Here is a 26,145-nt window from a genome sequence, read left to right on the forward strand (position 1 = left end):
TTAAGGGAAGGGGATTGCGAGCGCCGGGTCAAGCGCCGTATCGTTCCGCGATGCCCTTCACCCCTTCGCGCCGCACGTTTCTCACTGCGGCCGCCGCCACGCCGCTGCTCTCGTCGGCCATCCTCCGCGCCGCCGAACCCGACCTGTCCGAGTTGCGTGACATCACCACCGGCGCCCAGCCGATCGGTCCCGACGAACGCGGCCGCCGCCTGGCCCGTGCCCAGGCGCTGATGGCGCAGAACGACATCGGCGCCGTCCTGATCGAGCCGGGATCGTCGATGATCTACTTCACCGGCGTGCGCTGGGGTCGCAGCGAGCGGCCGACGCTCGCCATCCTGCCCCGCGAGGGTCAACCGTTGATCGTCACGCCCTTCTTCGAGGAACCCTCGGTGCGTCAGACGCTCGCCGTCCCCGCGGAGGTGAGCGTCTGGCAGGAGGACGGCAACGCGCTCGCCATCGTCGCCGGCTGGCTGAAGGAGCGCGGCCTCGCCAACGCGAAAATCGGCATTGAGGAAACCGTCCGCAGCTTCATCCCCGCCGACCTCGCCCGCTTCGCACCCGCCGCACGCCAAGTCAGCGCCAACCCGATCGTCCTCGGCTGTCGCATGGTGAAGACGCCGGCCGAACTCGCGCTGATGCAGACTGCGACCGACGTCACGCTGGCGGCCTATCGCTGGCTCGCCCCCCGCGTCGAAACCGGCATGACCGGTGCGGAGATCGGCGCACTGATGAACGCCGCGACGCGGAAACTGGGCGGCGATCCCGAATTCGCGCTCGCGCTGATCGGCCCCGCCGCGGCGCTCCCCCACGGCAGCCGCGAGGTATATCGCGTCACGCCGGGCGAAATCCTGCTGATGGACTGCGGTTGCACCGTGCAGGGCTATCAGTCCGACGTCTCACGCACCTGGGTGCCGAAGGGCGCGCCCAGCGCAGACCATCGCAAGGTCTGGGATCAGGTCGCCCGCGGCCAGCAGGTCGCCTTCGCCGCCGCGAAGCTCGGGGCCACCGCGGGCAGCGTCGACGACGCCGTCCGCCGCTATTACACCAGCCTCGGCTACGGCCCCGACTATAAGCTGCCCGGCCTGTCGCACCGCACCGGTCACGGCATCGGCATGGACGGCCACGAGCCCGTCAATCTGGTCCGCGGCGAAACGACCCGCCTCGCACCTGGCATGTGCTTCTCCAACGAACCCGGCCTCTACCTCCCCGGGAAGTTCGGCGTTCGCCTGGAAGACTGCTTCCACATGACCACCGATGGCCCCCGCTGGTTCAGCACGCCGCCCCGTTCGATCGAACAGCCGTTCGGATGAAGCGGGCGCTGGCAGAGCAGGGTTTCACCCTATGGCCCGGACGGCTCGACGCTGCGGCGCTCGCCGAACTGGAGCGGCTGTTCGACGCCATGCCTGCCGATCGCCCGGGTTTGCGGATCGCACCGGGAGACGCGGCCCGCTTGAGCGCCTGCCGCGCCATCCACGACGATGTCCGGCACTTGATCGGTTCCGCCGCGCGGCCGGTACGGGCGCTGCTGTTCGACAAGCGCGACGCGAGCAATTGGGCGCTCGGCTGGCATCAGGATCGCACGATCGAGGTTGCCGAACGCGTCGATGCTCCCGGTTATGGTCCATGGACGGTAAAACAGGGGCGCTTGCATGTCGCACCACCGATCGACGTGCTGGAAACGATGCTGACCGTACGCCTGCACCTCGATCCCGTCGGGGCGGACAATGCACCGCTGGATGTCGCCCCGGGAACACACCGAATGGGGCTTCTCGCCGAAGACGCGATTCCCGACGTCGTTGCCCGATGCGGCACCGCGACGTGCCTCGCAGAGGCGGGCGGTGTCTGGTTCTACGCCACGCCCATCCTGCACGCGTCGGCGCGCAGCGCGTCCGGCCTGCGCCGCCGCGTCTTGCAGATGGACTTCGCCGCGATCGATCTGCCCGGCGGCCTGCGCTGGGCCGCCGATCATGCTTGAGGGGAGGGGCGCTCTCGCCTAAGTCACGACGCCTATGATCTCGACCAACGATATTCGCCGCGGCTTCCTCGATTACTTCGCGTCGCAGGGCCACACCATCGTACCCTCCGCGCCGTTGGTGCCGCAGAACGACCCGACGTTGATGTTCGTCAACGCCGGCATGGTGCCGTTCAAGAATGTGTTCACGGGGCTGGAAACCCGGCCCTATGTCACGGCGACCAGCAGCCAGAAGTCGGTACGCGCCGGCGGCAAGCACAACGACCTCGACAATGTCGGCTATACTGCGCGCCACCACACCTTCTTCGAAATGCTCGGCAATTTCTCGTTCGGCGACTATTTCAAGGAACAGGCGATCCACCATGCCTGGACGTTGCTGACGAGCGTCTGGGGTATTCCAGCCGAAAAGCTCACCGCCACCGTCTACCACACCGACGACGAGGCGTACGGCCTCTGGACCAAATACCTGCCCGAAGAGCGGATCATCCGCATCGCCACCAAGGACAATTTCTGGGCGATGGGCGACAGCGGGCCGTGCGGGCCGTGCTCGGAAATCTTCTACGATCACGGCGACCATATCTTCGGCGGCCCTCCCGGCAGCCCGGACGAGGACGGCGATCGGTTCGTCGAGATCTGGAACCTCGTGTTCATGCAATATGAGCAGGAGGCCAATGAGATCGTCGGCGAACTGCCCAAGAAGTCGATCGACACCGGCATGGGGCTGGAGCGCATCGCCGCCGTCTTGCAGCGCGTCCACGACAATTACGATACGGATACGTTCAAGGCGCTGATCGCCGCATCGACCTCGCTGACCGGCACCGATGCCGAGGGCGAGCGGCGCGCGTCGCATCGCGTCATCGCCGATCACCTGCGCTCGTCGGGCTTCCTCGTCGCCGACGGCGTGCTGCCGGCAAACGAAGGTCGCGGTTACGTGCTACGTCGGATCATGCGCCGCGCGATGCGCCACGCGCATCTACTCGGCGCGAAGGAGCCGTTGATGCACCGGCTGGTGCCGGCGCTGGTCGCCGAAATGGGCGCGGCCTATCCCGAGCTCGTCCGCGCGCAGCCGCTGATCGAGGCGACGTTGCGCCAGGAGGAGACGCAGTTCCGCAAGACGCTCGACAAGGGCCTGAAGCTGCTCGACGAGGCGACCGCGGGCATGGGCGAGGGCGATACGCTCGCCGGTGAAACCGCGTTCAAGCTCTATGACACCTATGGCTTCCCCTACGACCTGACTGAGGACGCACTGCGCACGCAGGGTCTGCACGTCGATCGCGCCGGCTTCGACGCCGCGATGGCGGAACAGAAGCGCGCGGCACGGGCGGCATGGAAGGGCTCTGGCGCCAAGGCGTCGGACGATCTGTGGTTCGACATCGCCGAGGAAACCGGCTCGACCGAATTCATCGGCTATTCGGCCGATATCGGCGAGGCGGAAGTCGTCGCGCTGGTCAAGGACGGCGCACGCGTCGACACGGCGATTGCGGGCGATACCGTCGCGATCATCGTCAACCAGACGCCCTTCTATGGCGAGAGCGGCGGCCAGGTCGGCGACAGCGGTACGATCTCGACCGACGCGGGCCTGCGCGCCACCGTTACCGAAACGTCGAAGCAGCTGGGGCGCATCTTCGTCCATCATGCAGTGGTCGAGGCCGGGTCGATCACGGTGGGCGATGCGGTGAAGCTACAGATCGACGTCGCCCGCCGCGCCGCGATCCGCGCCAACCATTCGGCGACGCACCTGCTGCACGAGGCGCTGCGTCAGCGTCTCGGCACGCATGTCGCGCAGAAGGGCTCGCTGGTCGCGCCGGAACGCCTGCGCTTCGACGTGTCGCATCCGGTCGCGATGACGCCGGCCGAACTCGCCGACGCAGAAGCCGCGGTCAACGCCCAGATCCGCGGCAACGGCACGGTCACCACCCGCCTGATGACGCCGGACGAGGCGATCGCCGAAGGCGCGATGGCGCTGTTCGGCGAGAAATATGGTGATGAAGTCCGCGTCGTGTCGATGGGCACCGAGGATGGCGGCAAGACCTATTCGATCGAGCTGTGCGGCGGCACCCACGTCAACGCGCTCGGCGACATCGGCCTGTTCAAGGTGGTGGGCGAGGGCGCGGTGTCGTCCGGCGTTCGCCGTGTCGAGGCGCTGACCGGCGAGGCGGCGCGCGCCTATCTAGTCGGCCGCGACGAACGTCTGCGCGAGGCGGCAGCGACGCTCAAGACCACGCCCGACGAGGTGCCCGCCCGCGTCGCCGCGCTGCTCGACGAGCGACGCCGGTTGGAACGTGAGCTGGCCGAGGCGAAGAAGGCGCTCGCCATGGGCGGCGGTGCCGGTGGCCCGGCGGGGCCGGAGCAGGTCGGCGGCGTCGCATTCATCGGCCAGGTGCTGGACGGCTTTGATGCCAAGGGGCTGCGCGGTGCGGTCGACGAGGCCAAACAGCGCCTCGGCGGCTCGGGCGTCGCGGTGATGGTCGCGGTGAACGATGGCCGCGCCTCGATCGCGGTCGGCGTGACCGACGATCTGGTCGGACGCATCACTGCGGTCGACCTGCTGCGCAAGGCGGTGGCGGTGCTCGGCGGGCAGGGCGGCGGTGGCCGTCCTGACATGGCGCAGGGCGGTGGCCCCGACGGCAGCAAGGCCGCCGACGCGGTCGATGCGATCCGCGCGGCGCTGGCCGAGGCTCCGGTCGCAGCCTAGGCTTTCGGGACGGCGCCGGGCAGGCTCTGCTCGCGCCGTCCTGATCCCGATCAACTAGAAAAACCTATATAGAGCCGAGACTTGGGCGCCATCCGGCCGTTGATCGATCGTCCCCTTCAACGATCGAAAGACAGCACGCCATGACAGCCCAGCCGGACCGCCTGCACGACCTCTTCATCGTCGGCCTGCGCAATGCGCACGCCGTGGAAAAGCAAGCGCTGTCGATCATGACGCCGCAGGTCAGCCGCATCGAACATTATCCCGAAGTCGCCGACCAGCTCCGCCGCCATATCGAGGAAACCAACCAGCAGATCGCCCGGCTCGACGAACTGCTCGAAGGGTTCGACACCAGCGGTTCGCTGTTGAAGGAGGCGGCGCTCAGCCTGTCCGGCACCATGGCGGCGATCGCCCACGTTCCGGCGGGCGACGAGATCCTGAAGAACAGCTTCGCCAACTACGCCTTCGAGCATTTCGAGATCGCGGCGTACAAATCGCTGCTGACGCTCGCCGAAGACGGTGGGTTCAGCTCGGCGACGACGTTGTTGTCGCAATCGCTCGGCGAGGAAGAGCGGATGGCGGCATGGATCGACGACGCCTTGCCGACGATCACCCGCCGCTATGCCACGCTTTATGCTGAAGGCGGGGCGAGCGCCGCCAAGGTGTAAGCCGCCTTATGACCCCAGGAACGCAGCGGTTCGCGCCGCTGCGGCTTCCCAATGGACACCATGGGCGCTGAGCCACGCATCGTCGTAATAGGTGCATCCGTATCGCTCGCCCCCGTCGCACAGCAATGTGACGACGCTGCCGGTGCGGCCCGCCGCCGCCATGTCGTCGATCAACGTCATGCAGGCGATCAGGTTGGTGCCGGTCGACCCGCCGACCCGCCGCCCCAGCCGGTCGGACAGCGCGCGCATCGCGCCGATGCTGTCCGCATCCTCGACCGCGATCATACGGTCGATGACGCTCGGCACGAAACTCGGCTCGACGCGGGGGCGGCCGATCCCTTCGATCCGCGAACCGCAGCCTTCGGGCAAGGCGGTTACCGTGGCATCCTCGAAATGGCGGTGGAAGACCGAATGCACGGGGTCGGCGACGCACAATTCGCTGTCATAGCGACAATAGCGGATGAACCGCCCGATCGTCGCCGACGTGCCGCCGGTTCCTGCGCCGCACACCACCCAGGACGGCACCGGATGCTCCTCCGCCGCCATTTGCGCGAAGATCGATTCGGCGATGTTGTTGTTGCCACGCCAGTCGGTCGCGCGCTCGGCATAGGTGAACTGGTCGATGAAATGACCGCCGGTTTCCGCAGCGAGCCGGTGCGATGCCTCGTAGATCGCACGCGGATCGTCGACCGTATGGATTTCGCCGCCATGGAAACGGATCGCGTCGAGCTTCGGCGCCGCGGTGCTGGCGGGCACCACCGCGATGAACCGCAGCCCGAGCATCCGCGCGAAATAGGCTTCGCTCACTGCGGTCGAGCCCGACGACGCCTCGATCACGCAGGTGTCGGGCCCGATCCACTCGTTGCACAAGGCGTAGAGGAATAGCGAGCGCGCCAGCCGATGCTTCAGGCTGCCGGTCGGATGCGAGCTTTCGTCCTTCAGATACAGCGTGATGCCCGGAAAGCGCGGCAGGTCGACGCGGATCAGATGCGTGTCGGCGGAGCGGTTGAAGTCCGCCTCGATCCGCCGCACCGCCTCGGCCAGCCAGGTTCGGTCGGTTCGCGTCCGCATCATTGCAGGCCGTGCCGCACCAGCATCGCGACCGGATCGGGGTCGCGACCACGGAACGCGCGGAAGCTGTCCGCCGCCGGCCGTGTCGCGCCGCGCGCCAGCACTTCCTCGCGGAACAGATCCCCGGTCGCGCGGTCGACGAGGCCCGCCTCACGGAAGCGGTCGAAGCCGTCGGCGGCGAGCAGTTCCGCCCACAGATAGCTGTAATAGCCCGAGGCATAGCCGCCCGCGAAGATATGGCTGAACGCATGCGGAAAGCGATTCCACGCCGGCGGGCGGATCACCGCCACCTCGGCGCGCACCGCCTCGATCACCTCGATTGGGTCGGATCCCATCGTGCCCAAGTGAAGCAGCAGATCGAACAACGCGAATTCGACCTGGCGGACGATGAACAGCCCCGCCTGGAAATGCCGCGCCTTCACCATCCGATCGAACAGGTCCTGCGGCAGGCGCTCGCCGGTTGAGACATGGCCGGACATGCCGGTCAGCACATCGGCATCCCAGGCGAAATCTTCCATCAGCTGGCTGGGCAGCTCGATCGCGTCCCATTCGAACCCGTTGGTGCCGGCGATACTCGGCCGGTTCACCCGCGTGAACAGCAGGTGGAGCACGTGGCCCGTCTCGTGCAGCAAGGTGGTGACGTCGTTGTGGCTTAGCAGCGCCGGCGACCCCTCGCTCGCCGGCGGGAAGTTGCACACCAGATAGGCCACCGGATTGGCGATCGTATTGCCGTCATGCAGCCGCGGCCGTGCCTCGCTCATCCAGGCGCCGCCCCGTTTGCCGGCGCGGGTGTGGAGGTCGAGGTACATCCCCGCCACCACCGTGCCGCCCTCGTCGATCACGTCGAAATAGCGCGCATCCGGATGATAGAGCGACACGTCGTGACGCTCGACCAGCGTGACGCCGAACAGCCGGGTCAGCAGCGCCTGCCACCCCGCCACGACGCGCTCGACCGGGAAATAGGCGCGCACCAATTGCTCGTCGACCGCGTAGCGCGACTGGCGCAACTTGTTCGAGGCGAAGCCGACGTCCCACGGCTGCAGATCGGCGATGCCCAACTCCGCGGCGGCGAATGCCCGCAATTCGCCGAGGTCCCGCTCCGCGGCCGGCTTGGCCCGGCGCGCCAGGTCGCGCAGGAAGGCCAGCACCTCGCCCGCATTGGGTGCCATCTTGGTGGCGAGCGACCATTCGACGGGATCCGCAAAGCCCAGCAGCCGGGCGGCCTCATGCCGCACCTCCAGGATGCGGGCGATGCGCGGCGAATTGTCGAACTTTCCGGCATCCGGCCCCTGATCCGATGCCCGCGTCGCCGACGCGCGATAGACCCGCGCCCGCAGATCGCGGTTCGTCGCGAAGGTCAGGATGGCGTTGACACTGGGTTGCTGCAGCGTGACCAGCCAGTCGTCGAGCCCCTTGGCCTTTGCGGCGGCGGCAAACATCGTCCTGTCCGCGTCCGATACGCCATCGAGCAGCGCCACGTCGGTGACATGCTCGCTCCAGCTTTCGGTCGCATCCAGCACCGCGCTGCCGAAGGCGTTGGACAGCGCCGACAATTCGACCGAGATGTCGCGAAAGCGGTCGCGATCCCCGGCATCCAGTGCCACGCCCGACAGGCGGAAATCACGCACCGCATGCTCCACTGCGACACGATCGGCCACCGGCAGGGCGGCGAACTCGGGCGATGTCGTCAGGCCGACGAGGATGTCGTAGAAGTCGCGGTCCTGCCCGACGGCGATGCTATGCTCGGTCAGCCGGCGCTGCGCTTCGGCGTGCGCCGCGCGAATGTCGGGCGTGTCGGCAACGCCGTGCAGATGCGACACCGCAGACCAGATCGCGTCGATGCGCGTGTTCGCCCGCTCATAGGGCAGCCATACGGACGTGAAATCGGTGGGCTTTGCCGCCTTGATCGCGGCAACCGTCGCTTGATGTTCGGCCAGCGCGACGTCCAGCGCAGGCGCGATCATTTCGGGCGTGATCTCGGCGAAACGGGGCAGCGCATCGGTATCGAGCAGCGGATTGGTCGTCGAAGTAGCCATCGCGCCGATAAAGCCGCTCGCGCCACCAATCGCAAATCCGAATTGACGATAGGGCCATCAATCGTGCGAATGACGGGATGGCGGACCGGCGTTCAGGACACCGATATCTCGAACGCCCCCACCGGCAGCCCGGCATCGTCGGTCAGGTTGGTGATCGCGCTGTCCCCCCATGCGTAGCGCACGCGCGTGACGGGCTTGCCGTCGCCCGACAGCATCACGCCATCGTTACCGACCGTGGTGCCCGCGGCAAAGCGACACGTGCCCGGCGCAGCGTCACACAGTTCGAAGCCGATCGCCTGCGTTGCGCCCCGCGCATGGAGCATCCCGGTGACGCCAGTGAACCGTAACGCCACGCCGGTGCCGCTCGTGCGGGCTGTCGCAATGGCCGGCCCCGACGCGCCGATGGCGTCCTTGTAGACGATGGCGCGCATGACGCGGGCAAGCCGCTGGCCCACCGCATGCTTCTCACCAGGGTGGATATCCAGTGGATCTCCGATATCGTGCGATACCGCGATGCCCGCACGTCCGTCGCGCTCGGCAACCACGCGTTGCGTGTTGCGTACCTCGCCCCAGCCGCTTTCACTCGGCGCGCTGGGGATGGCGCCGTAGGACGACAACTGCACGACGCCCCATGCCGCCTGCGAGCTGCCCAGCCGCGTGCGCCAGTCGGCAAATATGGCGGCAAGGCGCCGGTCGTATCCCGGAATGCCGGTATCCGATTCACCCTGATACCAGGCGATGCCCGCGACGTGCGTCTGCCCCAGCGGCGCGATCATCGCATTGTACAGCGTGCCCGCGCCGTTGATGTCGTCCCAGGGCACGCGCGGCGCCGCACCGTTCAAGCGCTTGGCGATCGCGTAACGCCAGCCGGAACCCAGCGGAATGCTGCTGCCATCGGCAAAGGTGATCCGCATCGCCTCGGCCGGACCGGTCATCCCGCCGAGCGCGTAGACGTCATCGTCATTGACGGTGATGACGTTGCGTCCAGCGGTCAGCGTACCGGCGGGCAGGGCGTAGACCCGCATCTGCGATGCCAGGCTGCTGCCGCCAACCCCCTTACCATTGACCCAGGTCCGATCCGCATCGTCGATCGCGCCCAGCGTGAGCGTCGCCGGGCCCTGCGCTTGCTCAGCCGAGACATCGATATCGCGGCTATACCAGAGCATACCGTTATAATCGGCGAGTTCCGGCACGCCCCAATATTCGAAGTTGGTCATCGACGGCACCGGCCGCCAGTCGAGCCGCGCTTCCGGCTGCCAAGGCTCATGTCCTGCTGCATCGCCCGATCCCTTCCGCCACCAATCCTCCCACGCGGCCATCGCGCGCGCATTGGCCGCGGCGGGATCGCGCGCATACAGCGCCAGCAGGTCGGCGGCATCCGCCATGCCGGCAGCGCGCAGCGCGGCGTCGCTCATCCACGCGCTGATCCGCGACCCGCCCCAGCTCGAATGGATCGCGCCGATCGGCACGTCGGCGGTGCGGCGCAGCGCCTGCACCATGTAATAGCAGGCGGCCGAAAAGGCGGGGACGTTGTCGGGTGTCGCCGCGACCCAGCGGGGCTGTTCGGCAAAGCGGGCCAGAGGCGTCGCGGAAGACACCTTCGCCACCGTGAGCAGCCGCAGTCTGTCGTCGGCGGGGGCATGCGCGTCGGCGATCATGTCCTGCGCGCTCGAGACGGTCATCTCCATGTTGCTCTGCCCCGAACAGAGAAACACATCGCCCACCCGCAGGTCGCGTACGACCACGGCGCCACTCGGAGCGGCGATGGTCAGGTCATAGGGGCCGCCGGCGGGCAGCGCGGGAAGCTGAGCAGCGAAGCGGCCGTTGCGGTCGGCGCGGGCGGTGACGCTGTGCCCGGCGAGCGTCACCATCACCGTTTCGCCGGGGGCCGCATCGCCCGACAGGTCGACGGTTTGGCCGCGTTGGATCACACCATGGTCGGTCAGGACGCCATCGAGCCGGGGCGCGGCACCGGCCGCGGCACTCGTTCCGACGAGCAGCAAGGCAAACAGTGGTTTCATGACAGGCCCTCTCAATAATCGGCGCTCGACGGTGACGCCTTTTCGGCTATGGTAGCGCCATCATCGACACGAGAAAAGGCTCCAGCCATAAGAACGGTCGCCCGCTTCCCATCGGGCGAATCTTCTGACACACGTCATGCTAACGATATCACGATGGGAGAGAGCGCATGGATCGCCGTGATTTTCTGACGAAGGGCATGTTGGGCGGCGCGGCCGGCTTGGCGGCGAATGGCTTCGCGACGGTTGCGGGCGCCGATCCGATGAAGCCGCAAGACCTCAGCTTTCCCAAGGATTTCCTGTGGGGCTGCGCCACTGCCTCGTATCAGATCGAAGGCGCGGTGACGGAGGACGGCAGAGGGCAGACGAATTGGGACGTTTTCTCGCATACGCCGGGCAAGGTCGCCAATGGCGATACCGGCGACGTCGCCTGCGACAGCTATCACCGGTACACGGACGACATCGCCCTCCTGAAGGCCCTCGGCGTAAAGGCATATCGCCTGTCGATCGCCTGGTCGCGTATCTTTCCCGACGGTCGCGGCAAGCCGAACCAGAAGGGCATCGACTATTACAACCGCGTGATCGACGGCCTGCTGGCGGCGGGTATCCAGCCCAACGTCACCCTGTTCCACTGGGATCTGCCGCAGGCGCTGCCCGGCGGTTGGCAGAACCGCGACACCGCCAAGGCCTTCGCCGACTATGCGGGCGTCATGGCGGGCAAGCTGTCCGACCGCGTCCACCGCTTCATGACGGTCAACGAGCTGCGCTGCTTCACCGATCTCGGCCATATGGTCGGTATCCACGCGCCGGGGCTGAAGCTGCCCCAAGGACAGGTCAACCAGGTCCGCCATCATGGCGTGCTGGCGCATGGCCTGGGGGTGCAGGCCATTCGCGCCAGCGCGCGGGCCGGGACCGAGGTGGGCCTTGCCGACAACGCCAACATCTTCGTCCCGGTCATCGAGACGCCCGATCATATCGAGGCGGCGAAAAAGGCGCTGCGCGACGACAATGCCATGTTCCTGACCGCGATCATGGAGGGGGCCTATCCGGACAGCTATCTTAGCGCCGCCGGGGCCGACGCGCCCAAGGTGCAGGCAGGCGACATGGCGGCGATCGGCAGTCCGATCGATTTCGTCGCGCTCAACATCTATACGCCGACCTATGTGAAGGCCGATCCGTCGGCGCCGCGCGGTTACACGCCGCTGCCGCATCTGCCCTCGTCACCGCGGATGGCATCGCCCTGGCTGTATGTGGGGCCGGAGGTCGCCTATTGGGGCGTGCGGGCGGTCAGCGAATTGTGGAAGCCTAAGGCGATCTACATCAGCGAAAACGGCTGTTCGGCGGACGATCCCGTCAACGCGAGCGGGCTGGTCGATGATTCCGACCGGATCATGTACCTGCGCAATTACCTGGGCCAGTTCCGCCGCGCAGCCGCCGAAGGCTATCCGCTCAAGGGCTATTTCCTCTGGAGCCTGATGGACAATTTCGAATGGGCGGATGGCTATGGCAAGCGCTTCGGCATCCACCACGTCGACTTCGCGACGCAGAAGCGGACGCCGAAGCTGAGCGCTCTGTGGTATAAGGAACTGATCCGCCGCAACGCCTTGGTCTGACGCATGCGCCGCCCCGTCACGTGCAGAGCGTGGCGGGCGGCAGCGGGGCGTCGGCAGGGATGGGGACCCCTTTCGCCGCCGCAGCCGCTTCCAGCGTCGGGCTGGGGCCCGGCAAGGCCAGATCGGTCGCTGCCGCGTAGAAGGGGTCCGCCTCCGCGCGTTGCAGCGTCGTGAAGGTAAAGCCCATCTCGCGATACTGCGCCAGCAGGCGCGGCATCATCCGTGCATCGAACGCCCCCAGATGCATCAGCAACACATAGGGAATGTCGCGCCCCAGCGCGGCTTGCGACAAGGCGCGCGATCGGAGCGCTTGCGCGCGTGCGGCGGCGAGAAAGCTGGTTTCGAGGCTCGTGATGGCGGCGGCGTCGTTCTTCGCGACGCAGCGCGCATAAGCATCGTTCCAGCCATAATCGCCAAAGCTCATCGTCACCGCGGCGATGCGATAGCCCTTGGCCCGCAACCCTGCGCGCACCGCGCCGACCTGCGCCATGTCCTTGCCCTCGCTGAGGAAGGGATAGCGGAACCAGCGCCAGTCGCTGCCTTTGCCGGCCGCGGCCAGCGCCGGCTCGTTGCGAGCGACGTCGGCGAGGAAGGCCGGGGCGGTCGTCGTCGCCAGATTGCCGTGGCTCCAGCTGTGGTTGCCGATTGGCAGCCCGGCACGCCGCCACGCCGCGACCACCTGGGGCGCGGTCGCATCGCTGGCGAAGCCGCCGTTGTAGAAGCCGAACGCGGGCGCCCGTTCGGCCTTCAGCGCCGCGATGATGCGCTGCGCGATGCGCAGGCGATTGTCCCCGATCGGTAACGGACCATGCGCGGGCAGGTCGTCGAAGGTCAGCGCGATCTGCCGCGACGGGGGCCGCGGCCCGACCGTGATCGGGGCGGCGGCGCCAAGGATGCGTCGCTCGGCGAAGAGCGAAAGCGGGATCGCCTGGGCCATCGCGCGATAGCCGGCTTCATTCGGATGAAGATGGTCCCCCGTATCATAAGCGGGCAGCAGCCGATCCGGATGTGCCGGATCGCGGACCGCCGCGTCGAAATCGACCACCGCATCGAACGTGCCGGAGGTCCGGATGAAGCGATTGATCGCCTGCCGGTCCGCCTCGGTTTCGGGGCCGGCATGATAATTGGCGTTGCCGACCAGCGGCGTAATCGTACCACCGATCAGCCGGATGCCATGCGCGTGAGCTCGCGCCGCGATTTGGCGATACGCAGCGGTGATGGCGGTAACCATCGCGCGATGCGTCGCGGCATCCACGGGTCGGTCGCGGGTCAATGTGCCGAGATCGTTGACGCCTTCCAAAACGATCGCCGCGCGCACGTTGGGCCGGTCGATCACGTCCCGATCGAAGCGCGCGAGCAGATTGGGGCCGGCGCCGTCGAGCAGCACCCGATTGCCGCCGATCCCGGCGTTGACCACCGACAGGCCCGCCGTGGCGCGGTTCGCGGACAGGCGGCGCGCGAATTCGTCGGGCCAGCGCGTGTTCGCATCGTCACGCACGCCGCGGCCATCGGTAATCGAATCGCCGATCGCGACGATCGTCCCCGTCGTGCCACCACCGCTGACTTCTACATCGGCGAGGCTCCACCATCCGCCGATCGTCTGCGGGTCGGTCAGCGTCGTAGCGGCGGTCTGGTTGCCGCGCGCCGCAAAGGTCGTCGCGCGGGCGCCGGGGTGGCCGGTGCGTGGGGCGGGCGCATCGGGGAAGAACAGGCTGATCGTCAGATCGTCCCCCGCCTTGGTCGCAAGCGGCAGCGGATCCGAATAGACGTCGGCGCCCGCCGGAATGGTGACCGCAGGTGCTCCCGAGAAGGTCAGCCGCGCATTGGCGGTGACAATAGCACTGGCGGGCGCACCCTTGCCCAGCGCGGCGGCGTCGATCCGGAGCGGCGCAGTGCCGGCGCTGTTCGACAGCCGCACGCGCACCATCGTGCCACCGCCCGAAAGGTGGACGATCTGCCGCACCGTCACCGGCCCCAGCGCTGCCAGCTTGTCGGCTTCGGCCTGGGCGGCGACCATCTGGGCCGATCCCCAGGCGGGCACCCAGTGCGGCCCCTGCGCCCAACCCGCCGCCGCTATCCCGGCGAGCAGAAGCGTGCCGCCCGTCACCATCGTCGTCCGCCGCTCCCGGTCCCGCCATGCCGCCCTCATCCGCCTGATCCTCTCAACCCGATGCCTAGCGCGGCATCGCCAAATACGCCGCGACCCAGACCAGTGGCGCATTCCAGTTGATGGCCACTTCGTTGTCCGCAAAGGCCCGCGAATCGTCCAGCCAGCACCGCTGCGCGACGCATCGCCCCTTCAGCGAGGCCGAGACGGGATCGGCGAAGGACGTGTTGTTCGCCCCCCCGCTCAGCACGCCCGGCGGCGGCCCCGGCAGTCGCGCGTCGAATTGATGCGCCCAGAAGCGATGGTGCGGGTACCGCATCGGCTTCCATCCGAAGCCGGTGACATAGCTCTGATCCAGCGGATTGCGCCCCAGCACGTAATCGGCGGTATCGACCACCGCATCGCGATAGCGCGCCTCACCGGTAAAGCGCGCCGCCAGGGCGAGCACGATGCCGCGGCTCAGGATCGCGCCGTTCGATCCCCAGACATAGTCGGTGGTCGCATAGGGCAGGTGATACCCCGACCGCTCCCGCTCCGCCAGGAATGCGTCGGCGAGCGCCACGAGCTTTGCCCGTGCCGCATCGCGTTCGGCCAAGGGGACGCCATCGGCGGTCGCCAGCGTGATCGTCCCCAGCGTCCCGACATTGGCCCAGCCCGCTTCGCCCCACAGCGGTGCGCCATGCAGCGGCATGCGATGCAGCGCCTCGGCCAGCTCTGGCATCTTGGTCGTCGCGTACAACTCCGCGGTCGCCCAATAGCGCTCATCGTGGAGGTGCGTGTCGCCATAGCCGCCGCTGCCGTCAAAATCCTGTGCGGCATAGATATCCGGGTTGCGCACCGCCGCTCGGTAGGCCTTGCCGGCCGCCACCAGGCAGCGATGCGCGAAGGCCTTGTCGATCACTCGCCAGATCCGCGCGCATTGCGCGGCGGTGGCTGCCAGGTTCAGCGTGGCGGCGGTGCTCGGCGGATACAGCAACCGCTCCTCGCGATCCTCGGCGGGGATGGTCGGCAGCGGGGTCCAGTGGCGATCGGCCACCTTGTGATGCGCCATGCCACCGGCATCGACGCTGGTCAGCGTCATCGGCCGGCGTGATTGCGGCCCGACCGGCAGCGCCAGTTGCGTGCCATCCGGCACCTGCATCGCCAGCAGGAACCGCATTTCCCATCGGCTCTCGTCGAGCAGGTCGTTGATGCCGTTGCCTGCCTCGGGCAGCACCGCGCTGCCATCGGCGAACGGCGGTGCCGCGGCATTGACCTCGTAGAGGTTCTGCAACGTCCACAGTGCGATGCCGCCGTTGACCACATACTTGCCGTGGTCGCCCGCATCATACCAGCCGCCGGTCACGTCCAATGTATAGCGGCACCCGGGCCAGACCGTGCCGGCGGTATCGCGTCCGGCAAAACAGGTCGCAACCTCATGCGGATGCCCCGCCGCGCGTGCCCATTGCGGGCCACCGGCAAAGCGCGCGTCGATCGCGATGCCGGCGCGGTTCTGGTAGAAGAAGTTCAGCGCCGCGCGGGCCAGCGGCGCATAGGTGTCGGCCTTGATCGTAAAGGGGTGGCTGGTCACGCCATCCACCGTCAGCCGATACGTGCCGGGCACCCGCACCGCGCTCAGGTCGATCTGATGGACGTGATCGCCCGATGCCGCATCGTCGCCGAACGGCCGGGTCTTGCCCTCCGTTACAGCCTTACCGCTTGCATCGACGGCGCGCCAGGGCAGCGGCGCCTTGGCATCGTCCGACAGGATCGCCCATTTCGCCGTATCGGGGCGAAAGCCGATCTGGTTGAGATACACCGCCGGGGGAGGTGGCGCCGCGCCCGCCAGCGCCAGCGGCAACAGCAGCGCCCAGGCCTTGCTCATCGGGTCTGCCCCCAATTGGCGAGCGGGGAAGGGGCCACCATCCGCAGAAAATCGCCATGTGTCGGCAGCCGCTCGGCGGTGTCCGCATAGCCGCGCCGCATCGTCTCCATTGCCTCGGCGACCAGAGTTTCGTCCAGCGCGTCTGCGGCCGGCTCCCAGGTCGATGGCACCAGCCCCTGGCCCAGGCACACCGCGACCCAGCTCGGCACGCTGAACAGATCGTAACCCTCGCGGAACAGCCGCCCCTTGCCGCGCCACAGCTCCAGCTTGCGGGTCAGGCTGTCCGGCAGCGGCATGGTGCGGACGCGATCCCAGAATGGCGTGTCGGTCCGCCGGGTCTGGGCATAATGCAGGATGATGAAGTCGCGGATGTCCTCGTACAGATCGTGCAGCTGGCGGTTGAATTCGTCGCGTTCGGCAGGGTCGAAGCGCGTGTCGGGGAACATCGCGACGATCCGCTGAATGCCCGCCTGGACCAGATGGATGCTGGTCGATTCGAGCGGTTCGATGAAGCCGCTCGACAGCCCCAGCGCGATGACGTTGCGGTTCCAGCTCTGCCGCCGCCGTCCCGCGGTGAAGCGCAGGCGGCGGGGATCGCCCAGCGGCTCGCCCTCGAGGCTGGCGAGAAGATCGAACTCCGCCGCCTCGTCGGACAGGAATTCGCTGCAATAGACATAGCCGTTGCCCATCCGGTGCTGCAGCGGGATACGCCACTGCCAGCCGGCCGCACGGGCGGTGGCACGGGTGTACGGATCGGGCTCGCGCGCACTGGGCAGCGCACACGGCACCGCCACCGCCCGGTCGCAAGGCAGCCACTGCGCATAGCTCTCATAGCCCGTGTGCAGCGCCTCCTCGATCAACAGCCCGCGAAAGCCGGAACAGTCGATAAACAGGTCGCCCGCCACCTGCCGCCCGTCGACGAGCGTCAGGGCCTCGACATAGCCATCCTCGCCCCGCAACCGGACGTCGGCGATCCGCCCCTCGATCCGCGTCACCCCGCCGCGCTCGGCGTAACCGCGCAGATAGCGCGCATAGAGCGAGGCATCGAAATGATAGGCGTAGAACAGCTCGCGCACCGGCGAGCGCGCATCTTCGCGCGCTCGGCCGAACCGCCCGCGCGCCGCCGCCTGCGCGCTCATCGACCAGGCGGTGATGTCCGGAATCGCCCGACGGCTGCGCTCGCGCAGCCACAGCTGGTGGAAGGATATGCCCTGCAAATCCTGCCCGAAGGTGCCGAACGGATGGATGTAGCGATCGCCGATCGCGCCCCAGTCGCGAAATTCGATGCCGAGCTTGAACGTGCCTGCGGTCGCCGCGAGGAACTCGTTTTCGTCGATCCCCAGCATCCGGTTGAAATTCAGCAGCGGCGGGATGGTCGCTTCGCCGACGCCGACCGTACCGATCTCTTCCGATTCGATCAGCGTGACGCGCGTATAGCCGGTGTTGAGCAGGCGCGAGAACGCGGCGGCGGCCATCCAGCCGGCGGTGCCGCCGCCGACGATGACGATACTGCGGATGGCATGGTCGGGGACGGGCAGGGTCATCGGGCCAGGCGCCTCGCTTGCGCCGCCAGCCAGGCGGCATGGGTGGGGGCATGCGGCAGCGCTGCCGCGATGGCATCGGTGATGCCATGCATCGCCGCATGCGCGTCGGCCAGCGGCACGGCGTCGGCCAAGGGATCGATCCGGCGCGGGCGTATCCCCTGACCGATCAGTACCGCCGCCCAGCCGTCGCGCGTGAAGGTTTCCTCTCCGTAGAAGGGCAGGCGCCCGCGCTCTTCGAACTGGCGTAGGGTATGGGCCAGGCTATCCGGCGGCGCCGCGAAGGCCACCGCCCGCCACATCGGTTCCGGCCGGGCGGTCGCGCGATAATGCAGCGCCAGCATGTCCCGCACGCGTTCCGCCTCCGCGAGCGTCTGGCGATTGAAATCCGCAGCCTCCACCGGCGCCATGTCCCGGTCGGGCAGCATCGCGATCAGGCGATCGATCGCGCTCAGCGCCAGGTGCAGGTTGCACCATTCCAGCGGATCGATTGCCGTCGCGGCGTCGCCGATCGCGACGCAATTGCCACGCCAAGGCTCCCGGCGCGTCCCCGGTCGGATTATGACAGGCGCAGCACCGGCCGTCCCCAGCATTGCTACTGCATCGTCATCGGCCAGCCGATCGGCGGCATAGACGATGCCGCGCTACGTGCCGCCATTCCACGACCAGCCCGCCGCATGCGCGGTGACAGGCGTCAGCAGCGGCGGCTCGGCCGGCGGCCCATCGGCCAGCATCACCCGATCGCACGGCAGCCACGCGCCCCAATCGTCGCGCGCGGTGTCGATCGCATCGCGCAGCCGCGCCTCGGGCCCGGTCGCATCGACGTACAGGTCCGCTGCCAGCTGTCTCCCGTCGGCGAGCGCCACCGCCGCGATCCCGCGACGGCCGTCGCGTGCGATGTCGCCGATCTCTCCCGCCACCACGTCCACGCCGACATGGGCGGCAAAGGCCCGGATCATCCGCGTGTAGCGCGGCAGGTCCAGCGTCAGCCCCGGCTGATGCCGAGCGAAGATCGTTCCCGGCGTCGGCGGTGCGTATCGCCCGGCCCGACCGAGCGCGGCGGCGGGCGCGAACGCGTCGTACCGCGGCACCGCCCCCTCCCGCTCGGCGCGCAGCCAGTGCAGGTGGAACGCCGTCGCGCCAAAGGCCTGGCCATAATGATCATAGGCATGGACATAGTCCGCGTCGTCGCGTCCCCACCCGACGAAGCGCGTGCCCAGCCGATAGCCGGCACCAGTGCGCACCACGGCGTCCTCGTCACCGATGCCCAGATCGGCATGGAAACCGGCGAGCGAGGGCAGGGTGTAGGCGATCCGATCGGCCAGCGCATTCGGCGACGGCGCCGCGTCGAGCAGCGTCACCGCCAGAAACGGCGCGCGCCGCTTCAAGGCGGCGGCGGCCAGCCAGCCGACGATCCCGCCCCCCGCCACCAGAATGCTGCGAATGGCGCGATCCTGCGTCACGCCGCGTCCGCCATCGGGCAATAGCCGTCGATGAACGCGCGGTGCCCAGGCCGTCGCCCCACCTCTGCGGCAATCTGTTCGGCAAGATTGCCAATGCCACGACGCAGGTCGCCGCCGGGGGCCGCATCGGCGCGCGGGTCCCACCCCTGCGGTACGATGCCCTGGCCCATGTAGACCGCGATCCACGATGCATCCAGGAACACGCCCTCACGATACTTCACCACCCGGCCGCGCCGGCGCCACAGCTCCAGCTTCTCCGACAGGCTGTCGGGGATCGGCATCGTCCGCACATAATCCCAGAACGGCGAGTCGCTCCGCGTCGTCGCGTGATAGTGCAGGATCAGGAAGTCGCGGATCCGGTCATATTCCAGGTCGATCACACGGTTGAACTCGTCGCGATCCGCTGCGCTGGTGCGCCCGTCCGGGAACAGCTCGATCAGCAACGTGATCGCCTGCTGCACCAGATAGATGCTGGTCGATTCGAGCGGCTCCAGAAACCCGCTCGCCAGCCCGATCCCAACGCAATTGTGCGACCAGCTCTGCCGCCGCCGCCCCGCCTTGAAGCGCAGCGGCCGCGGGTCGGCGAGCGCTTCGCCCTCCACCACGCCACGTAGCGCGGCGGCGGCGGCATCGTCGCTCAGGAAGTCGCTGGCATAGACATAGCCGTTGCCGGTGCGGTGTTGCAGCGGGATGCGCCAGCGCCACCCCGCCGGCATCGCGATCGCGCTAGTATAGGGCGTCACCGCCGTCTCGGTCCGGCACGGCATCGCCACCGCCCGATCGGCGGGCAGCCAGCGCGACCAGTCCTCGAACGGCTCGCCCAACGCCTCGCCCAGCAGCAGCGATCGGAAGCCGGAGCAGTCGACGAACAGGTCGCCTTCGATCCGCGTGCCATCGGCCAGCGTTACCGCGACGATATCGCCGCTCTCGCCATCGCGTTCCACGTCGACAACGATCCCTTCGCTGCGCCGTGCGCCCATCTCTTCGGCAAGACCGCGCAGATAGGGCGCGAACAGCAGCGCATCGAACTGATAGGCATAGCCGAACGTCCCCGCGAGCGACCGCCGGTCCATCTCCGGCATGGCGAACCGCCCCTCGCGCGCCAGCGCGCAGGCATAGGACAGCCGGTCGAGCGGCGGCAGCTCGGCGCCCTCGCGCAGCAGTCGCGTATAATAATGGTGGAAATCGACCGCGCCCGATCCGGTGCCGAACGTACCGAACGGGTGGATATAGCTGTCGCCGATCGCACCCCAGTCGCGAAACTCGATCCCCAGCTTAAACGTCGCGCGCGTCCGCGCCATGAATTCCGCCTCGGGGATGCCCAGCCGTTCGTTGAAGGCACGGATATGGGGCAGGGTGGCTTCGCCGACGCCAACCACGCCGATCGCCTCCGATTCGATCAGGTGAACCTCAGCGCGATGCGGCAGCAATCGCGCGATCGCCGCCGCGGTCATCCAGCCCGCGGTCCCGCCGCCCACGATGACCACGCGGGTCGTCCGTTGCCGTTCCCCGGCCATCCTCATCCCTCCCCGACACCCGTATGGTGGCGCTCCCATTCCATGCGGTGTCTTCTCCGGTCGATGTCCTACAGCAGTTCGGATGATGCGCCAATGTTGCTTGAAAATCACACTGGAGACATAAAATGTAATGGCACCGGAGCGGGCGTTACCGCAACCATTGCAGTTGGACCGCCGCTCTGCTCAGACAAATAGAACAGGAGACCCGCGGATTCGAAACCGTGCGGCTCATTGGGGAGGATCATCATGCGCCCAACCGCGCCATCGCATTCCACTGCCACATCGCTCGTCCGCCTCCTGCGCGGCGCCTCGGTGGGAGCCCTCTGCATCGCCAGCGTAACGGGCGTCGCCCATGCGCAATCGGTCGAGCAGACCGAACAAACCTCCCCGACCGCGGCGAAGGCCGGCACTGGCACCGCAGGCACCGCGTCGGCCACCACGCCCGCCGCGAGCGCACAGGTCGATCCGGCCGCGACGTCGCAGGCGAGCGATACGTCGGCATCGCCCGACGACATCGTCGTCACCGGCATTCGTCAGAGCCTCGCCAATGCGCAGAACATCAAGCGCAATTCCGATACCGTCGTCGATGCCATCACCGCGACCGACATCGGTGCGCTGCCCGATCGCTCGGTCACGGAGGCGCTGCAGCGCGTGCCGGGCGTGTCGATCAGCCGATTCGCTGCCGCCAACGATCCCGACCACTTCTCTGTCGAAGGATCGGGCGTCGTCGTCCGCGGTCTCAACTTCGTTCGGTCCGAATTCAACGGCCGCGATGCCTTCGCGGCGGGCATCGGTGGCCAGTCGCTCAACTTCTCGGACGTTCCCGCCGAACTGCTCGGCTCGGTCGAGGTGTACAAGAACGTCACCGCCGCCGCGATCGAGGGCGGCCTCGCCGGTACGGTCAACCTCAACACGCGCAAGCCCTTCGACAATCGCGGCTTCCACATGGGCGTCGATGCCGAGGGGAATTACGGCGACTTCCGCAAGAAGTGGACGCCGACGGGCTCGATCCTGATCAGCGACACCTTCGAAACCGGGATCGGCACGTTCGGCATCCTGGGCGATCTATCCTATTCACGTATCCGCAGCCGCGCCGATGGCGTGCAGATCACCAACTTCCAGACGCGCGACAACACGCAGGTGCCCTTCCAGAACGGCAATGGCGTGCTCGTCTGCCGCAACCCGTTGCCGAGCAACAGCAACACGACGACGCTGCCGCCGGCCGGATCGGCGTGCGGCACGGCATCGACGGCGGGGGCGGATGGCTTCGCCGATCTGCTGCCCAAGGCCTATGCCCCGCTCGGCGGCCAGTATCGCACGCAGGAATTCGACCGTAAGCGCGACGGCATCGCGCTGGCCGCGCAGTTCGAAACGCGCGACAAGTCCTTCCTGCTGACCGCGCAATATCTGCGCTCGCACACCACCAACACGACGGATGAGCACACGTTCGAAGCGGCGCCCGATCTGTCGGAATACAGCACCTTCCCGGTCGGCTGCGTGCAGAACAACGACGGCCCGCTATACAACGGCAATGGCACGGTGCGGGCGGAGTGCCCGGTCGGCCAGTTCAAGAATTACGTCTACGATTCGAACGGGCTGTTTCAGAGTGGCTACATCACGTCGCCGGGCACCGGCTATCGCACCAGCCGTAGCGGCGCGCCGGCCACCACCTTCCTGCCGACCGGCGGCGCGCAGCTTCAGCTCGCGCGCGGGCAGACCTATGATCGCAACCTCGTCAGCGATTACGGCCTCAACGCCGAAATCCATCCGGCTGAGCGGTGGTCGATCAACCTCGATGCGGACTATACGCGGTCGGAACACAATAACTACAGCCTGAGCATCTTCGGCGCGACCTTCGCCGATCAGGAGCTGGATCTGACGGGCAAGCTGCCCAGCGTCATCTCACATAAGCCGAACACGCTGTCGGCGAGCTGGGCGCAGCCGGCGAATACGATCCTCGCGGGCGAAACCGACGCCCAGTATTTTGCTGATCCCCGCGCGCAATATTGGCGCGCCGCGATGGACCACAGCGAAGATAGCGTCGGTCAGGAATATCAGTTCAAGGCGGACGTCACCTACGACTTCGCCGAGGACAGCTTCTTCAACAAGGCCCGTTTCGGCGCACGCTATGCCGATCGCGACCAGAATGTGAAGTATTCGACGTATAATTGGGGCATGCTCAGCGAAATCTGGGCGGGCAATTATCCGGTCACGCTCGATCAATACGGCGGCAACCAGGCGCAATATTACACCTTCCCCAACTTCTTCCGCGGAGCCACCAACTCGCCGCCGGGCGCCTATTTCTACAATGGCGACATGATCAACGGCTACGGCACGGCGGTGAACTTCCTGAAGCAGGTGGAAGCCGTATCGCGCAACCAGAACGGCAATACGCAGCAGCAGTGGCTGCCGCTCGCCGAGCGTCCGGGCGTTGTGGCGGGCACGCCCTATCTGCCCAGCGAAATCCAGCGCGTGCATCAGCGCGATACCGCCGCCTATGCGATGATTTCGTTCAAGTCGCGCAGTGGTCTCGACTTCAGCGGCAACGCCGGCGTCCGCTATGTGCGCACGGGTCTCGATTCGTTCGGCACGACCACGGTGCCCAACCAGGCGACGCTGAACATCTCGAACCCGTACAGCTCGCGTTGCGCCATCGCGGCTCCCCCTGCCGGTGCCCCTCCCGGTGCGACGCCCAGCACGCCTGGAGGCGTCTGCAACCTGGGGCCGACGGGCTATGCGCTGCTGCAGCAGTTCGCCGGGGTAAACTCGGTCAACCTCTACAATCAGGCGAAGAACAGCTACACCTACTGGCTGCCGAGCGTGAACCTGAAGTTCGGTGTCACGCGTAACCTGATCGCGCGTCTCGCCGGATCGAAGGTGCTGACACGGCCGGATTCAGCGCTGATCCGCAACTTCCAGCAGATCACGATTGACGGCAACGGCAACTTCCTCAGCACGGTCGGCAATCCGTATCTGAAGCCGGCAACGGCATGGCAGTTCGACGCAACGGCGGAATGGTACTTCTCGAAGGTCGGGTCGTTGACCGTCGACGCCTTCTACAAGGATGTGTCCAACTTCTTCTACCAGTCGGTCGTCAGCCTGCCGCTCCAGAACAATGGCGTCACGTTCCCGCTGCTGACCCGCGGGCCGGCGAACTATAACGGTCACGGCAAGATCAAGGGTGTCGAGGTCGCTTACCAGCAGACGTTCAGCTTCCTGCCCGGCTTCCTCAACGGTTTCGGCTTCACCGGCAATTATTCGTATATCGAAAGCTCGGGCCTGCCGAACTCGTTCCTCAACGGCGGTGCGCCGGTGACGAACGTGGCTGCGCAGACGGTGCGTGGCAGCCTGCCGCTGGAGGGCCTGTCGAAGCACAACGTCAACGCGACGCTCTTCTACGAAAAGGGGCCGATCTCGCTGCGTGCCGCCTACAACTGGCGCTCGAAGTATCTGCTGACCGCGGCGGACGTGATTTTCCCCTATACGTCGATCTTCCAGGACGCCTCGGGTCAGCTCGACGCGTCTGCGTTCCTGAATGTGACGAAGGCGATCAAGATCGGCGTCCAAGGCGTGAACCTGACCAACACCGTCACCAAGACATTGCAGGCGTATACGGGCGATCCCGCCCAACTCGCCCCGCGTTCCTACTTCATGAACGACCGCCGCTTCTCGTTCATCCTGCGCGGCAACTTCTGACGAAAAAGGCGGCGGGATATCCCCGCCGCCTCCACCGTGCCGGGCCGGTTCCTCGTGATCGAGGTGCCGGCCATTGTTCGTATCCGTCAGTTATGCGGCAGCTTCGACCGATCGAACCCGGCGCCCAAATCGAGCAGGAACGCCGGCCCCACCTCGATCACCTGCTTCGCTCCGGCGAGCTGTATGCCGATCCGCGCCTTGCCCGCCGCGAACGCCTGGTTCGACACGCCCGACACAAAATAGCGCTTCCAGCCAGCGCCGACGTTCACCGTCTCGCCGGTAATCTGCGGGTAGGGGGCATCGGCGCCGCCGACGTTGACCGGGATCGGCACGGTCGCGCCGTCCTTGGCATCGGGCGCGCGCAGATAGACCATCACCAGCAGCGTTTCGCCGGCCGCGATCGGCTTGATCGTCGGATAGATCGCGCCGACGTCCCATACGTTCGCGCCCGCCTTGCTCACCTGCACGCGCACGGCGGCACCGCCGGGCACGTCCGTCGCCGGCACCTGCTTGGCGGTCTGGCCGGGACCATAGATGCTCCATCCGATACCCGGCTGATTGATCGCCTTGTCGAAGATGCTCCCCTGTGCCGGCGCCGCCTGTTGTCCCGCCGCCACGGCGCTCAGCGGCACTATGGCGAGCGCCGCTGCGAACATAACCCTCATCATCGTCTCCCTGTATGGCCGGCCGGCTTCATGCCGGTCCGGAAACGGATCAGCGCGGACGCGCCGCGGCAAAGGGGTCCGCAATGGCGGTGCGCATCGGCTTGGGCCGCAGCGCCGCATCATACGGGGTCGGGCGCCGCGCGGCACGATCGGCGCGGGGCTCGAACCCCGGAATCCAGCTGTGCGCATCGCTCAGGCCCCACACCAGCACGTCGCGCAGCTGCGGATAGGCGAGCGTCACGTCCAGATAGCCGCGGGTGAAGTCCGCCACCGCACGATCCCGCACCGCAATGTCCGCAGGCAGGTTGTTGTCGCGCACGTCGAGCTCGGTGATCAGCAACGCATAGCCCATCCCCGTCACCGCATCCAGGAAGCGCCGCCACTCGCCCTGCAACCGCCCGACATCGGCGCGGGCATCCGTGCTCTGCGTGATGAGGTGCGATTGCACGCCCAGCGCGTCCACCGGCACGCCGCGCCGCCGGAACCCCTCGAGCAGCCGCAGCACCCCCGCGCGGTGCGCCTCGTTGTGCGGTTCCCAGCTCATATAATCGTTATAGACCAGCTGCGCGCCCGGCGCGGCTGCGCGCGCGGTGTGGAAGGCAAGGTCCAGCGTCGGCTCCGCGCCACCAATCGCCTTCGACAGCGCGGTCTCGTAGAGGTGGCCGTCCGCCGGATCGACCGCCTCGTTCACGACGTCGTAGCTGCGGATTTTGTTGCCATACCGACCGAGCACGGTGCGGATATGCGTCGTCAGCAGCCGTTCGCCCTCGGCACGGGGCCGGCTGCCGAAATCATAGGCGTTCAGCCACTTTGGCTGCCATTTCGGCTGATGCCACAACAGATTGTGCCCGCGCACCGCCAGGCCGTTGTGCTCCGCCCAAGCGACGATCGTATCGAAGGGCGCGAAGTCGAACACGTCGGGCGCCGGGCGCAGCCGCTGCCACTTCATTTCGTTTTCGGCGACGACCAGCCCGCATTGCTGGGCGATCAGCCGCGCATAGGCCGGGTCGCGGACCGGCAGGCCCGGCGGCGAGCCCGGCTGCCACGGGATCGCCGATCCGAAGCGCAGCCCCTTGCGCGCGGCGATCGCCTCCAGACTGTCGGCGGGGTGCGCGGCCCATGCAGCCGGCGCCGCCATGCCGGCGACGGCGAGCGCCGCGCTTCCCAAAATATCGCGTCGCGACGGCGGTGCCATGATAGCCTCTCCAACTTTCGTTATCGC

General features: G+C 67.3%; 15 protein-coding genes and 1 pseudogene. 6 read left to right on the top strand and 10 right to left on the bottom strand.

Features of this window, described 5'->3' with window-relative positions; translation table 11 throughout:
* Positions 1-50: 50 nt before the first annotated feature.
* From SPHME3_RS0112165 to SPHME3_RS0112180, 4 genes are all read left to right on the top strand, one after another.
* Positions 51-1,310, top strand: a complete 1,260-nt coding sequence (locus SPHME3_RS0112165; RefSeq protein WP_017978885.1) for a M24 family metallopeptidase — start codon at positions 51-53, stop codon at positions 1,308-1,310.
* Positions 1,307-1,975 carry a phytanoyl-CoA dioxygenase family protein gene (locus SPHME3_RS0112170; RefSeq protein WP_017978884.1) on the top strand — a complete coding sequence of 223 codons (669 nt, stop codon included), beginning with the start codon at positions 1,307-1,309 and terminating at the stop codon, positions 1,973-1,975. The genes SPHME3_RS0112165 and SPHME3_RS0112170 overlap by 4 nt, the downstream gene beginning before the upstream one ends.
* 34 nt (positions 1,976-2,009) lie before the next feature.
* Entirely contained in the window at positions 2,010-4,667 is a 2,658-nt protein-coding gene (alaS, locus tag SPHME3_RS0112175; RefSeq protein ID WP_017978883.1) for an alanine--tRNA ligase, read from the top strand.
* A gap of 140 nt (positions 4,668-4,807) precedes the next feature.
* Positions 4,808-5,332: a ferritin-like domain-containing protein gene (locus SPHME3_RS0112180; protein WP_017978882.1), complete on the top strand. Its 525-nt coding sequence runs from the start codon at positions 4,808-4,810 to the stop codon at positions 5,330-5,332.
* 6 nt (positions 5,333-5,338) lie between these two features.
* Here the strand turns inward: SPHME3_RS0112180 and SPHME3_RS0112185 are convergent, their stop codons facing one another.
* The 3 genes from SPHME3_RS0112185 to SPHME3_RS0112195 all read right to left on the bottom strand — a co-directional run bounded on the left by SPHME3_RS0112185 (position 5,339) and on the right by SPHME3_RS0112195 (position 10,460).
* Entirely contained in the window at positions 5,339-6,406 is a 1,068-nt protein-coding gene (locus tag SPHME3_RS0112185; RefSeq protein WP_017978881.1) for a PLP-dependent cysteine synthase family protein, read from the bottom strand.
* Entirely contained in the window at positions 6,403-8,439 is a 2,037-nt protein-coding gene (locus SPHME3_RS0112190) for a M3 family metallopeptidase (protein ID WP_017978880.1), read from the bottom strand. Before SPHME3_RS0112190 ends, SPHME3_RS0112185 begins: the two co-directional genes overlap by 4 nt.
* 92 nt (positions 8,440-8,531) lie before the next feature.
* Positions 8,532-10,460: a sialate O-acetylesterase gene (locus tag SPHME3_RS0112195; protein ID WP_017978879.1), complete on the bottom strand. Its 1,929-nt coding sequence runs from the start codon at positions 10,458-10,460 to the stop codon at positions 8,532-8,534.
* A gap of 167 nt (positions 10,461-10,627) precedes the next feature.
* Here SPHME3_RS0112195 and SPHME3_RS0112200 point away from each other — a divergent pair, with 167 nt between their 5' ends.
* Entirely contained in the window at positions 10,628-12,070 is a 1,443-nt protein-coding gene (locus SPHME3_RS0112200; RefSeq protein WP_017978878.1) for a GH1 family beta-glucosidase, read from the top strand.
* Positions 12,071-12,086: 16 nt separating this feature from the next.
* Here the strand turns inward: SPHME3_RS0112200 and SPHME3_RS0112205 are convergent, their stop codons facing one another.
* From SPHME3_RS0112205 to SPHME3_RS0112225, 5 genes and pseudogenes are all read right to left on the bottom strand, one after another.
* Positions 12,087-14,219 carry a GDSL-type esterase/lipase family protein gene (locus SPHME3_RS0112205; RefSeq protein WP_231292012.1) on the bottom strand — a complete coding sequence of 711 codons (2,133 nt, stop codon included), beginning with the start codon at positions 14,217-14,219 and terminating at the stop codon, positions 12,087-12,089.
* A gap of 25 nt (positions 14,220-14,244) precedes the next feature.
* Positions 14,245-16,041, bottom strand: a complete 1,797-nt coding sequence (locus SPHME3_RS0112210; RefSeq protein ID WP_017978876.1) for a glycoside hydrolase family 9 protein — start codon at positions 16,039-16,041, stop codon at positions 14,245-14,247.
* Positions 16,038-17,585: a tryptophan halogenase family protein gene (locus tag SPHME3_RS0112215; RefSeq protein WP_018250743.1), complete on the bottom strand. Its 1,548-nt coding sequence runs from the start codon at positions 17,583-17,585 to the stop codon at positions 16,038-16,040. The genes SPHME3_RS0112210 and SPHME3_RS0112215 overlap by 4 nt, the downstream gene beginning before the upstream one ends.
* A pseudogene (locus SPHME3_RS20065) lies at positions 17,582-19,045 on the bottom strand (tryptophan 7-halogenase). The gene SPHME3_RS0112215 and the pseudogene SPHME3_RS20065 overlap by 4 nt, the downstream one beginning before the upstream one ends.
* Entirely contained in the window at positions 19,042-20,562 is a 1,521-nt protein-coding gene (locus SPHME3_RS0112225) for a tryptophan halogenase family protein (protein ID WP_018250746.1), read from the bottom strand. The pseudogene SPHME3_RS20065 and the gene SPHME3_RS0112225 overlap by 4 nt, the downstream one beginning before the upstream one ends.
* A gap of 246 nt (positions 20,563-20,808) precedes the next feature.
* On the opposite strand from SPHME3_RS0112225, the gene SPHME3_RS0112230 reads away from it, so the two are divergent.
* On the top strand, positions 20,809-24,258 hold the full coding sequence (locus SPHME3_RS0112230; protein WP_017978872.1) for a TonB-dependent receptor: 3,450 nt from the start codon (positions 20,809-20,811) through the stop codon (positions 24,256-24,258).
* Between the two features lie 86 nt (positions 24,259-24,344).
* Here SPHME3_RS0112230 and SPHME3_RS0112235 read toward each other — a convergent pair whose 3' ends face one another.
* Positions 24,345-24,923, bottom strand: a complete 579-nt coding sequence (locus SPHME3_RS0112235; RefSeq protein WP_231292011.1) for a carbohydrate binding domain-containing protein — start codon at positions 24,921-24,923, stop codon at positions 24,345-24,347.
* Between the two features lie 49 nt (positions 24,924-24,972).
* Positions 24,973-26,118 (bottom strand): endo-1,4-beta-xylanase, encoded by a 1,146-nt coding sequence (locus SPHME3_RS0112240; protein ID WP_017978870.1) that lies wholly within the window; start codon positions 26,116-26,118, stop codon positions 24,973-24,975.
* Positions 26,119-26,145 lie beyond the last annotated feature (27 nt).

The organism is Sphingomonas melonis DAPP-PG 224 (genome assembly GCF_000379045.1).
GTDB lineage: Bacteria > Pseudomonadota > Alphaproteobacteria > Sphingomonadales > Sphingomonadaceae > Sphingomonas > Sphingomonas aquatilis.

What these genes read in the sequence shown, in the direction of transcription:
- SPHME3_RS0112165 (WP_017978885.1), top strand. Translation starts at nt 51, where the DNA reads ATGCCCTTCACCCCTTCGCGCCGCACGTTTCTCACTGCGGCCGCCGCC.
- SPHME3_RS0112170 (WP_017978884.1), top strand. Translation starts at nt 1,307, where the DNA reads ATGAAGCGGGCGCTGGCAGAGCAGGGTTTCACCCTATGGCCCGGACGG.
- alaS (WP_017978883.1), top strand. Translation starts at nt 2,010, where the DNA reads ATGATCTCGACCAACGATATTCGCCGCGGCTTCCTCGATTACTTCGCG.
- SPHME3_RS0112180 (WP_017978882.1), top strand. Translation starts at nt 4,808, where the DNA reads ATGACAGCCCAGCCGGACCGCCTGCACGACCTCTTCATCGTCGGCCTG.
- SPHME3_RS0112185 (WP_017978881.1), bottom strand. Translation starts at nt 6,406, where the DNA reads ATGATGCGGACGCGAACCGACCGAACCTGGCTGGCCGAGGCGGTGCGG.
- SPHME3_RS0112190 (WP_017978880.1), bottom strand. Translation starts at nt 8,439, where the DNA reads ATGGCTACTTCGACGACCAATCCGCTGCTCGATACCGATGCGCTGCCC.
- SPHME3_RS0112195 (WP_017978879.1), bottom strand. Translation starts at nt 10,460, where the DNA reads ATGAAACCACTGTTTGCCTTGCTGCTCGTCGGAACGAGTGCCGCGGCC.
- SPHME3_RS0112200 (WP_017978878.1), top strand. Translation starts at nt 10,628, where the DNA reads ATGGATCGCCGTGATTTTCTGACGAAGGGCATGTTGGGCGGCGCGGCC.
- SPHME3_RS0112205 (WP_231292012.1), bottom strand. Translation starts at nt 14,219, where the DNA reads ATGAGGGCGGCATGGCGGGACCGGGAGCGGCGGACGACGATGGTGACG.
- SPHME3_RS0112210 (WP_017978876.1), bottom strand. Translation starts at nt 16,041, where the DNA reads ATGAGCAAGGCCTGGGCGCTGCTGTTGCCGCTGGCGCTGGCGGGCGCG.
- SPHME3_RS0112215 (WP_018250743.1), bottom strand. Translation starts at nt 17,585, where the DNA reads ATGACCCTGCCCGTCCCCGACCATGCCATCCGCAGTATCGTCATCGTC.
- SPHME3_RS0112225 (WP_018250746.1), bottom strand. Translation starts at nt 20,562, where the DNA reads ATGGCCGGGGAACGGCAACGGACGACCCGCGTGGTCATCGTGGGCGGC.
- SPHME3_RS0112230 (WP_017978872.1), top strand. Translation starts at nt 20,809, where the DNA reads ATGCGCCCAACCGCGCCATCGCATTCCACTGCCACATCGCTCGTCCGC.
- SPHME3_RS0112235 (WP_231292011.1), bottom strand. Translation starts at nt 24,923, where the DNA reads ATGAGGGTTATGTTCGCAGCGGCGCTCGCCATAGTGCCGCTGAGCGCC.
- SPHME3_RS0112240 (WP_017978870.1), bottom strand. Translation starts at nt 26,118, where the DNA reads ATGGCACCGCCGTCGCGACGCGATATTTTGGGAAGCGCGGCGCTCGCC.